Annotated in this window: 5 protein-coding genes; all 5 read right to left on the bottom strand. The window is 72.9% G+C overall.

Features of this window, described 5'->3' with window-relative positions:
• Positions 1–277 precede the first annotated feature (277 nt).
• Positions 278–1,492 (bottom strand): multidrug effflux MFS transporter, encoded by a 1,215-nt coding sequence (locus ACIQVL_RS44800; protein ID WP_403478397.1) that lies wholly within the window; start codon positions 1,490–1,492, stop codon positions 278–280.
• A 113-nt stretch (positions 1,493–1,605) separates the two neighbouring features.
• Entirely contained in the window at positions 1,606–3,990 is a 2,385-nt protein-coding gene (locus tag ACIQVL_RS44795) for a glycoside hydrolase family 3 N-terminal domain-containing protein (protein WP_403478396.1), read from the bottom strand.
• Between the two features lie 79 nt (positions 3,991–4,069).
• Positions 4,070–5,569: a family 43 glycosylhydrolase gene (locus ACIQVL_RS44790; RefSeq protein WP_403478395.1), complete on the bottom strand. Its 1,500-nt coding sequence runs from the start codon at positions 5,567–5,569 to the stop codon at positions 4,070–4,072.
• Entirely contained in the window at positions 5,562–7,958 is a 2,397-nt protein-coding gene (locus ACIQVL_RS44785) for a glycoside hydrolase family 3 N-terminal domain-containing protein (RefSeq protein WP_403478394.1), read from the bottom strand. The genes ACIQVL_RS44790 and ACIQVL_RS44785 overlap by 8 nt, the downstream gene beginning before the upstream one ends.
• A 35-nt stretch (positions 7,959–7,993) precedes the next feature.
• The gene (locus ACIQVL_RS44780) at positions 7,994–10,807 is read right to left on the bottom strand and encodes a family 78 glycoside hydrolase catalytic domain (protein WP_403478393.1); all 2,814 of its coding nucleotides are present in this window, start codon (positions 10,805–10,807) and stop codon (positions 7,994–7,996) included.
• Between the last annotated feature and the right edge of the window lie 22 nt (positions 10,808–10,829).

Genomic DNA, 10,829 nt, shown 5'->3' with positions numbered 1-10,829 from the left:
AGAACCGGCAGCTGGGCGATGTCACGACCCTGACCGACTCGACGGTCATGGACCTCATCCAGGCGAAGCTGCCCGCGGCGCCCAGCGAGGACTGACCCCGACGCGAACCGAACCGGTTCACTCGGTCAACTGCGCCTGCGTCAGTCACCGCGGGGAGTGAACTTCGCTGCCGCGTACGGCTCCTGACGGATCCGGCCGCACCGGCCGCCCCAGTCGGCCGGCGAAATGGACCACGGCAACCCGCGAACGGGGTGCCCCGGCGCTCACCGAGGCGGGGTTATCGCTCCTTCCGTCGCAGGAGCAGGGGAAGGAGGCCGGTCGCCGCGGTCGCGGTGAGTCCCATGACCAGCCCGGTGGGAACCGCCGTGCTCAGACCGATCGCCCCGACGACCGGTGACATCACTCCGGCGAAGCCGAAGTTGACGGCTCCGAGCAGTGCGGCCGCCGTCCCTGCCTGGTGACCGTGGCGGCCGAGCGCGAGCACGGGCAGGCAGGGTACGGACAGGCCGGCGGAGAACAGGAAGAGCATGGTCGGGCAGACGAGGCCCACAAGTCCCGTGTGCAGGGGCGCCGCTGCCGCGACGGCATATCCCGAGAGGGCGAGGAGCGGCAGTGACACACACAGGAGCCTCTGCGGACTGAACCGCAGGATGACTCGGGAGCCGGCCTGACTGCCGACCAGGAAACAGCCGGCCTGGGCTGCGAAGAGGAGGCCGTAGCTCTGTGTGTCCAAGCCGTAGACCTGCTGGATGAGGAACGGGGAGGAGGTCAGGTAGGCGAACACGCCGGAGACGACGAGACCACCGATGAGCGCCGTGCCCGTGAAGGTCCGGTCCTTGAGAAGCCGTGCGTAACGCGCCGTGATGTCGGCCGGTCGCACACCGGAGTGCCGGTGTGCCGGAGGCAGTGTCTCGGGCAGGAACACCGCCACCAACGGAAGGGCTGCCAGACCGTAGGCGGCCACACACACGAACAGACCCCGCCAGTCCACCAGCCGCAGCAGTTGCGAACCGAGGGTGGGAGCCACGATGGGCGCGGCGCCGGTGATCAGGGCGAGACGGGCCAGCGCCCTGACGAACCGCCGCCCTGTGTACATGTCCCGGATCGCCGCCACGGCGACGACAGCGCTTCCCGCGGCGCCGGCCCCCTGGAGGAACCGGCACACGAGGACGCTGTAGATCTCCGGTGCCAGGGCCACACCAAAACTCGCCATCACGTGCAGCCCGACAGTGGCCACCAGCGGAAACCGTCGCCCGACCGCATCGCTCCACGGGCCCACGAGCAGCTGACCCGCCGCGAAACCGACGGTCGTCGCCGTGAGCGTGAGCTGCGCGGCCGCCGGGCTCACGCGCAGGTCGGCCCGGAGCGCGGGCAGCGCCGGGAGGTAGAGATCCACCGTCCACGCGCCCAGGGCGGCGAGGAAGTACAGGACGACGGTGCCGTGGCTCGCCCGCCGGGTGGGCAGGTCGGACGTGCAGGTTCTGAGGGACACGTGGTACTCCTCGACGGTCTTCGGAGTGTCTGGGTCTCCCGGCGCCGTCGTAGGCCGGTCCCGCTGTGCAGTTGGAGATGTGACAATGCGTGAACGGTGGAGGTGACTCAGGGTCAGTGGTCGGCGAGCCGCCGGGTGCGGACCGGGGTGTGCAGTCGGCGGTTATGGCCCACTGTCCGCTGCGGGCCGGTGAGACGGACGAGCGCCCGACAGGGGAGTTCGGCGGCGGAGGTGCCGACGAACACCTCGATCTCTCCGGGTTCGACGACGCGTCGGAGGTCGGCCCCGGTGAACGAGGTGACGTCGGCGTGGAGGACGAACAGCACGTCCGCCTCCTCGCCCGGCTCCAGCCGGACGCGCGCGAAGCCGGCGAGCTGCCGGAGCGGGCGCACCACCGAGGACACCACGTCACGCAGATACAGCTGGACGACCTCCGTGCCGGTGCGCGGGCCGGTGTTGGCGAGCCGCACGGTCACCTCGACCTCGCCGTCGGTCGGCACCTCGGTGGCGCTGAGCCGCAGGTGGGACACCTCGAACGTGGTGTAGGAGCCGCCGTGGCCGAAGGGGAACAGCGGCGTGGCGTCGAGAGTGGTGACCCAGGTCGGCTCGGCGCCGCCGAGGGACGGCTGAAGGTAGGTGTGAGACTGTCCGGTCGGCTCCCGGGGCACCTGCACGGGCAGATGACCCGAGGGGTTCACCCGGCCGGAGAGGACTCCGGCGATCGCGGCCGCGCCTTCCTCGCCGGGGAAGAACGCCTGCACCAGCGCCGCCGCCCGGCGGTGGACGGAGCCCAGGGCGTAGGGCCGGCCGGAGAGGACGACCACGACGACGGGGGTGCCGGTCGCGAGCAGCGCCTCCAGGAGTTCCGCCTGTATCCCGGGCAGAGTGAGGTCCTGCCTGTCGCAGCCCTCGCCGGAGGAGCCCTTGCCGAACAGGCCGGCGAGGTCGCCCACGACCGCGACACACACGTCGGCACCCTGAGCGGCGGCGACCGCCTCGGGAAGGCCCGAGCGGTCGGAGCCGAGCACGGCACAGCCCGGCGCGTGGGCGATGTCGGCCTCGGGCAACTCGGCACGCACCGCCTCGAGGACGGTCGGGACCTCGATTCCCATGGGGTGCCCGGGATGACCGGGCAGTACGTGGTTCGGGAACGCGTAGCAGCCCAGCAGGGTGTGCGCGTCGTCGGCGCACGGTCCGACGACGGCCACCCGGCGCGGTGCCGGACGGCCCTGTCCGAGCAGCGGAAGGGCGGTGCCGGCGTCCAGCAGCACCACGGAGGACTCGGCCGCCTCCCTGGCGAGTGCCCGGTGCGCGGCGGAGTCGAGCTCGATGTCCGATGCCCGCGCGACCGACTGCTCCGGGGTCCATCCGGCGTCGAGGAGGCCGAGCTCTACCTTCTGAGCGAGCACCCGGTTCGCGGCGCGGTCGACGAGCGCCTCGGGCACCTCGCCACGGCGTACCCGGACCACGAGCCTGTCACCGAAGGCGGCGGTGTCGGGGAGGTCGACGTCCATTCCGGCGGCGAGCGCCTGGGCACCCGCCTCGCCGGGCGAAGCGGCGGTGCGGTGCACGGTGTGCAGCATCGGTATGGCCCCGTAGTCGGCGACGACCGTGCCGGTGAAACCCCACTGGTCGCGCAGCAGTTCGGTGAGCAGCCAGCGGTCGGCGACGGCCGGTACGCCGTCGACGTCGGTGTAGCTGTTCATCACCGAGCGTGCTCCGCCGAGCGCCAGTGCGGCCTCGAAGGGCGGCAGCATGACGTCGAGCAGCTCGCGCCGGCCCATCGACACAGGGCCGTGGTTGCGTGCCCCGCGCGAGGCGGAGTAGCCGGCGAAGTGCTTCAGCGTGGCGACCAGCCCGGTGCTCTCAAGCCCGCGCACGTGGGCGGCGCCCATCATGCCGACCAGGTACGGGTCTTCCCCCAGGGTCTCCTCGACCCTGCCCCAGCGGTAGTCGCGCACCACGTCGAGGACCGGGGCGAGCCCCTGGTGCACGCCGAGGGCGACGGCGTCGTGTCCGACCGCGGTGGCGATGCGCTCGACGAGACCGGGGTCGAAGGTGGCGGCCATGGCCAGGGGCGTCGGATAAGCCGTCGCCTGCCACGCGGTCAGGCCGCTCAGCACCTCCTCGTGGATGACCGCGGGAATGCCGAGCCGGGAGCCCGCCATGACGACGTGCTGGCGGCGGACGAGGTCGGCTGCGCCCTCCGCGGGGGCGACGGGACGGCTGCCGTAGATCCGGGCGAGCTGTCCGAGCCCGTGGCGGGCGGCCTCCTCCAGCGGGACCGCGCCAGGCGTTTCGGACACCGGAGCCATGCGGTGCGGATCGTCGTCCGATGCCGACTCCGGCTCCTGGGGCAGGGGTTCGAGCTTCCACTGGCTGCCGAGCTGGGCGACCTTCTCCTCCAGGGTCATGGCGGCGAGGAGCAGGGCGGTGCGTTCCGCGACCGGCAGCGTGGGGTCCTGCCAAGGACGGTCGGCAGGGTCGGCGGGAGTCACGTGGGAGTCCTTTCCGGGGCCGGCGCTCGCCGGTCGGTCGTGAGGAGAGCAGTCGGAGAAACCTGAGGAGCGGCGGCGGTCATGACCCGTGCGGGACGTACTCGACCGAGAGCACGCGCCCGCCTGTCTCGGCCGGGCCCAGGGCGAGCATCCGGCCGGTGAAACCGGAGGCGACCTCCGTGGACAGGTAACGGCCGTCGAGGCGGGCCAGCTCCGTGAAGCCGGTGCCGTCGTCGAACGACAGGACGATCTCGTCGGGACCCGCGTGGCCCAGGGGCACGGTCCGGCTCGAGGGAAGGTGGCAGGACAGCCGCAGTACCACGGTCTCGCGGGTCACCGGCACGGCCGTGAGCTGCTGTCGCAGGTCGCCGACGCGCGCCTGTGCCCTGACCGTGCTCTCCTGCAGGGTGAGGGCGTACCAGTGGCGGTCGTCCAGGCGCACCGCGAAGGTGCCGGCCCGGGCCATGGTCGCGTCCGCCGTCCAGACGTGGTCGCGTACCCGTGCGCAGAGCGGCCCGTCCGCCCCTCCTTCGGCGGGACGGAGCTCCAGTCCGCCCAGGGGATGCCTGGCCGCGACCTGTGCGGGCTCGCCGCCGGGCACCACCCAACGCGGGTGCAGTCGGTCGTCGGAGAAGTCGTCCGCGAACCGGGTGGGCGTCCGGGGAACGTCGTACTTTCCCTCGTCGAGGACGGGCCATCCGTCGGTCCATTCGACGCCGGCGAGGAAGGTCTCCCGCCCGAGCACGTGGAACCCGGGCGTCGACCCGCGGGGCCGGACACCGAGGTAGACCGCCGCCCACGAGCCGTCGGGCGCCTCGACCAGGTCGGCGTGCCCGGCGTTCTGCACGGGGTGGACCGAACTCCGGCGAGTCAGCACGGGGTTGTGCGGGCACGGCTCGAACGGCCCCCAGGGGTGGGGAGCGCGGGCGACGGTCGCGCAGTGGCCGCGTTCCGTCCCGCCCTCCGCCAGGAAGAGGTACCACGTCGAGCCGATGCGGTGCAGGTGCGGCCCCTCCGCCGCAGGCATCCCACTGCCTTGCCACACCGGGTACGGCGGGGCGAGCAGGCGTCCGCTGTGCGGATCCAGCGGTGCCTGCAGGATCTGCTGCGGGTGCTCGAAGTCGAGCGCGTTCCAGGTCAGGTAGCAGCGGTCGCCGTCCCAGCACAGGTCGGGGTCGATGCCCACCGCCGCGGGGACGAAGACGGGTTCGCTCCACGGCCCCCGCGGGTCCTCGGCGTGCACGAGGAGCTGGCCGGCCCTGAAGTCGCTCATGTTCGTGGTGATGAACCAGAAGCGGCCGTCGTGGTGGCGCAGGGTCGAGCCGTAGATGCCGGTCGAGGGCCGCGCGTCACCGCGCCGGAACTGTGACCGGCGGTCGAGGATGTTGCCGAGCTGGGTCCAGGAGACCAGGTCGCGGCTGTGGAAGAGCGGCACCCCCGGGAAGTACTCGAAGCTGGAGTGCGCCAGGTAGTAGTCGCGGCCCACCCGGCAGACGGTGGGGTCGGGGTAGAACCCGGGCACGACGGGCTCGGTGGCCCCGCTGCCGGGCGGCTCGCGCCGCGTCGTCCCGTCACGCATCGCGGACCACCGTCTCGGAGAGGAAGGCACGCTGCGTGCTGGTGAGGACCCGCCGCTCGCCGACCAGTTCGAAGGCGCCCTCCAGCGCCCGGTCGTCCGAGTCGAGACCGACGAAGAAGCGCACCGTGCCCGGCGTGAGGGCGAACTCCCGCGCGAGGTCGGTGCAGCCGAGCTGGGCGGCGGCTACGCGGAACTCCACGCGGCGGGCCTCGCCCGGGGCCAGCTCCACCCGGGCGAAGCCGCCGAGTTGCTGGGCGGGCCTGGTCACGCCGGTCGTGGTCGCGCTGAGGTAGAGCTGTACGACGGTCGCGCCGGCCCGCACCCCGGTGTTGGTGACGGTGACCGCGATGGTCGCGGTGCCGGTCGTGTCGACCTCCGTGTCGGCGGTGAGTCCGCCGAGCGTGAAGTCCGTGTAGGACAGCCCCTGACCGAAGGTGAACAGCGGAGTCGCCGGCATGTCGAGATAGTGCTGCGGTACGGCGGGCGGGTACGGGTTGCGGCGTCCCGTGCCGTTGCGCTGGTGGTGGTAGACGGGCAGCTGCCCGACATGCCGGGGGATGGTGTACGGCAGTCTGCCGGTCGGCTCGGTCACTCCGAAGAGCACTTCCGCGACGGCCTTGGGGCCGAAGGGGCCGCCGTAGGGCGCCACCACGATCGCGGCCGCCTCGGCGACGGCCCGCGGCAGGGTGTAGGCGCGGCCCTGGACGAGCACGGCGACCAGGGGGGTTCCGGTGGCCGCCACCGCCTCGGCGAGCCGGACCTGCGAGGCCGGCAGGGCGATGTCTGCGGAGTCGCTGGCCTCGCCCTCGGTGCGGGCGCTGTTGAACCACAGGCTCGCCCCGCCGAGCGCCAGCACGACGACGTCGGCGGCCTCCGCGGCGGCCACGGCCCGGTCCAGCGCTTCCGCGTCGAGTTCGGTGGTGAGCGCGCAGCCGGGCTCGGTCTCGACGGCGCTCGCCAGGGCCGCGATCTCCTCGGTGAGCGAGGTGGCACCGTACTGCTCGCGCAGGAAGGACTCCGCCTCGCGGGGCGGGAAGACGCTCTCGTTCCAGGAGGCCATCGTGGTCTCGACGCCGATCGCGTTGCCGAGCTCGCCGCGCGCCATACGCGTCGTCATCTCCCGGAAGGCGGGATAGGTGTACGTCGGGAACTGCAGCGTGACCGCGTCGGCGTGCGGGCCGACGACGGCGACACGGAGCGAGCCTGGTGCCAGCGGCAGCGTGCCGTCGTTCCGCAGCAGGACGACCGAGCGCCGTGCGAGTTCGAGGGAGAGTTCGCGCCCCTCTTGCGCCACCGCGGTGACGTCGATGCTCTCCTGCGGGTAGGGGTTCTCGAACAGCCCCAGCTCGAATTTGGCGCGCAGTACCCGCTCTACCGCGAGGTCGAGATCACGCGGTTCGACCCGGCCTGCCTCCACCTCCTTGGCCAGGGCCGCGCCGAAAGCCCACTCCGTGGGCAGTTCGACGTCGAGCCCGGCGTGCAGGGTGAGCCGTGCGGCCTGGGCCGGATCGTCCGCGACCCGCTGGCGGTCGACGAGGTGTCCCATGGTGGTGTAGTCGGAGGAGACGAACCCCTCGAAGCCCATCGTGCCGCGCAGCAGATCCGTGAGCACCTCCCGGCTGGCGCCCACCGGGACGCCGTCGACGTCGCCGTAGGAGTTCATCACCGAGCGCAGCCCGGCCAGTCGCACCGCCGCTTCGAACGGGTAGCCGAACAGGTCCCGCAGCCGGCGCGCGCCCGTCTCCGCGGCGGAGAGGTTGACGCCGCCCTCGGCCAGACCGTAGCCGAGGAAGTGCTTGGTGGTCGCGACGACGCCGGTGCGCAGGTCCTCGCCCTGCAGCCCGCGGACATAGGAGACGCCGAGTGCCGCGGTCAGGTACGGGTCCTCGCCGTACGTCTCGTGGACCCGCCCCCACCGCGGGTCCAGTGCGACGTCGAGTACGGGGGCGAGCGCCTGGCGCACCCCGGTGCGCCGCATCTGCTCCCGGATCAGCCGGGTCATGGCCTCGACGAGGTCGGGGCTCCAGGTGGCGGCGAGTCCGGTGCCGGTGGGGAAGACGACATGTCCGCCGACCATGAACCCGTTCAGGGCCTCCATGTGGACCAGGGCGGGGACGCCGAGGCGGGTACGGGTGACGTACTGCCGCTGCACAGCCCCGGCCAGCAGGGCGAGCCGTGCGGGATCGTCGCAGGTGAGACCCGCGACGTGGCCCGGGGGAGTGCGCAGCAGGTCCTCGGCACCGGCCGCGTCCGAGCAGTCCGGGCCAATGAGGGACCACGGGAAGACGCCGACCAGCTGGGCGCACTTCTCCGCCAGGGTCATCTCGCGGAGCAGTAGGTCAGCGCGCTCGGCGGGGGAGAGACGGGCGTCGCTGTGGGCGAAGGTCATGCCGGTTCCTTGTCCTTGGGGGTGGTGCGGGGGCGTCACGTCGTGGGTCGGCCGAACAGTTCGCGCAGGCGCTCGCGTAGCGCCGGCGCGCCGGGGAGGTACAGCTCTCCCGGGGCCAGAGCGTTTGCGAGGTCCGTCAGGGGCGCGTCGAGGTGGGCGGCGAGCCGTTCGGCGGCCTCCGGCTCTCCGTGCGGGGCGACCCCGGTCTCGGTGGCCGCGGCGACGACCGCGGCCCAGGTCTCCGGGTGGTCCAGCACGTCGCGCACCCTCGCGGCGGGCCCGAGCGGCTTCGGCGTGGTCACCGGATCGGCGACGGTCCAGGAGTGCTCGCCGTGGCCGACCTTGGCCGGCTCCTCGATGCCGGGGACGTGGACCAGCGCGGTGGCGCCCACGGGGACTCGGACGTCGAGGCGGAGTCGGCCGTCGGAGCGCTGCCAGCGGACCCGTGCCTCACCGTAGGGAGTGAGGTGGCGGGCCTCGGCATGGGTGAGCCTTGTCGCCGGGGTCGGCCGGACGAGGATCTCGCGGTAACCGGGTGCGGCGGGCGCCAGGCCGGCGACGCGGCGGTGCAGCCAGTCGGCGACCGCGCCGAGGGCGTAGTGGTTGAAGGACGTCATCTCGCCGGGGTTGACGCTGCCGTCGGGCAGCATGCTGTCCCAGCGCTCCCACACGGTGGTCGCGCCCATCGTCACGGGGTAGAGCCAGGACGGGCACCGGGTCTGGAAGAGCAGCCGGAAGGCCGTCGGGGCGTGCCCGGTGGAGACGAGTGCGTCGGTCACCAGGGGGGTGCCCACGAAGCCGGTGCTGATGCGGAAGCCGCTGAGTCGTACCAGATCCGCGAGCCGCCGCCCGGCGGCCGTCCGCTGCTCGGGCGTCGGCAGCAGGTCCCACCGCAGGGCCATGGCGTACGCCGTCTGCGAGTCGGAGAGGATCCGGCCGGCGGGTGTGACGTACTCCCGGGCGAACGCCTCCCGCACCTGTGCGGCCAGCACTGCGTACCGCTCGGCCTCGGCGTCGCGGCCCAGAACCGCCGCCGCCCTGCCGAGGATCTCCGCCGAGCGTGCCAGGTGCGCGGTGGCGACCACGTCGGGATCGGTTGTGGCGCGGCCCGGGGCCTCCGGCGGTGCGCTCGGATCGAGCCAGTCGCCGAACTGGAAGCCGCCTTTCCAGAGCCGGTCCTCGCCCGCGAGTGCGGTGATCCGGTCCACCCACGCCCGCATGCTCGGGTACTGCCGCTCCAGCACGCCGGTGTCGCCCGTGCGCTGGTACAGCACCCACGGCACGACGGTGGCGGCGTCACCCCAGGCCGCCGCGACCGGGTCGCTGTCATCGAGGACATCAGGGACGACGTAGGGGACCGAGCCGTCGGGTCGCTGCTCGCATGCGAGGTCCCGCAACCAGGAGCCGAGGAACCCGGCGCTGTCGAAGAGGAAGGCCGCCGTGGGCGAGAAGACCTGGATGTCGCCGGTCCAGCCGAGTCGTTCGTCGCGCTGGGGGCAGTCGGTCGGCACGTCGAGGAAGTTGCCGCGCGCCCCCCACACGATGTTCTCGTGGAGGCGGTCGAGCAGCGGCTCCGAGCTCTCGAACCAGCCGGTCCGCCGCAGGTCCGACCCCAGCACCACCGCGGTGACGTCCCGGGCCCGCAGGCCGGGCACCCCCGAGACCTCGGCGTAGCGGAAGCCGTGGAAGGTCAGCGACGGTTCGAGGACCACCTCGTCGGGGCCTGCCACGACGTAGGAGTCCGTGGCCTTGGCGGTCCGCAGCGGCCGAACGCCCAGCTCCCCGTCCTCCAGCACCTCCGCGTGGCGTACGACGACCTCGTCACCGGCGCCGAGCCCGCGCACGCGCAGCCGTACCCAGCCGACCAGGTTCTGACCGAAGTCGACGAGCGTCCGCCCTGACGGAGAGGTCCACACCCGCAGCGCCGCAAGCGTCCCGGTGACCCGTACGGGCGGGCCGTCGGGAGCGACCAGACGGCCGAGGTCCCCCTCGACGACCTCGACGGGGCAGGTCGCCGTCGGCGGGTCCGCCCGCCGGCGCAGGTCGGTGCGCTGCCCGTCGTAGAGGTCGTCCGCCAGCACCTCGCTCTCCCGTGCCGTCCAGGTCGGGTCGGTGGCGAGCACGTGGACCGCGCCGTCGTCCGTCGTGACCTCCAGCTGGGCCAGCAGGGCGAGCCGGCCGCCGTAGAACGCGCGCTGTCCGAGGAAGCCGAGACGGCCGCGCCACCAGCCGTTGCCGAGCAGCACCTCCAGACGGTTGTCGCCCTCTCGCACGAGGTCGGTGACGTCGTGCGCGCGGTAACGCAGGCGGTGCCGGTAAGCCGTCCAGCCCGGTGCCAGCACCTCGTCGCCCACGCGCCCGCCGTTCAGGGTGGCGGTCCAGACACCGTGGGCAGAGGCGAAGAGCCGCGCCCGGACCACTCGCCCCGGTACGTGAAGCGTTCCGGTCAGCACCGGAGCGGGTTGGCCCGGTTCCCCGAGCCCGACAGGGCTGACAAAGCGCGCGGTCCACTCCGCGGGCGAGAGCAGGCCGGCCTCGACGGTGGTCCGCGCGCTCCACGCCGACCACTCCTCCTTGTGGGCCACCCGCACGCGCACCGACGCCTGTTCACGGGAGGTGAGCGGGCGGTCGGGCCAGGGGACGAGCACCTGGTCGTCCCCCTCGACCACTACGCAATGGGTGCGGCCGGTGCGGGTGACCTCGATCTCGTACGCTGTCTGCTCCCATCCGGGGTCGGCCCGGGGCACCGTCCAGGACAGGCGGGGCGTCGCCGTGCCGACCCCGAGTACGGCGGGGCCGTCGGAGTGGTGCTCCACACGCGGGGCGGTCGGTGGGGCGCAGGTGCACATCTGGGCTTCTCCTGGTGGGAGG

Source organism: Streptomyces sp. NPDC090499, from assembly GCF_044769305.1.
Taxonomy (GTDB): domain Bacteria; phylum Actinomycetota; class Actinomycetes; order Streptomycetales; family Streptomycetaceae; genus Streptomyces.
Note: the sequence above shows the minus strand (reverse complement) of the source record. Positions and strands in the feature narration are given on the sequence as shown.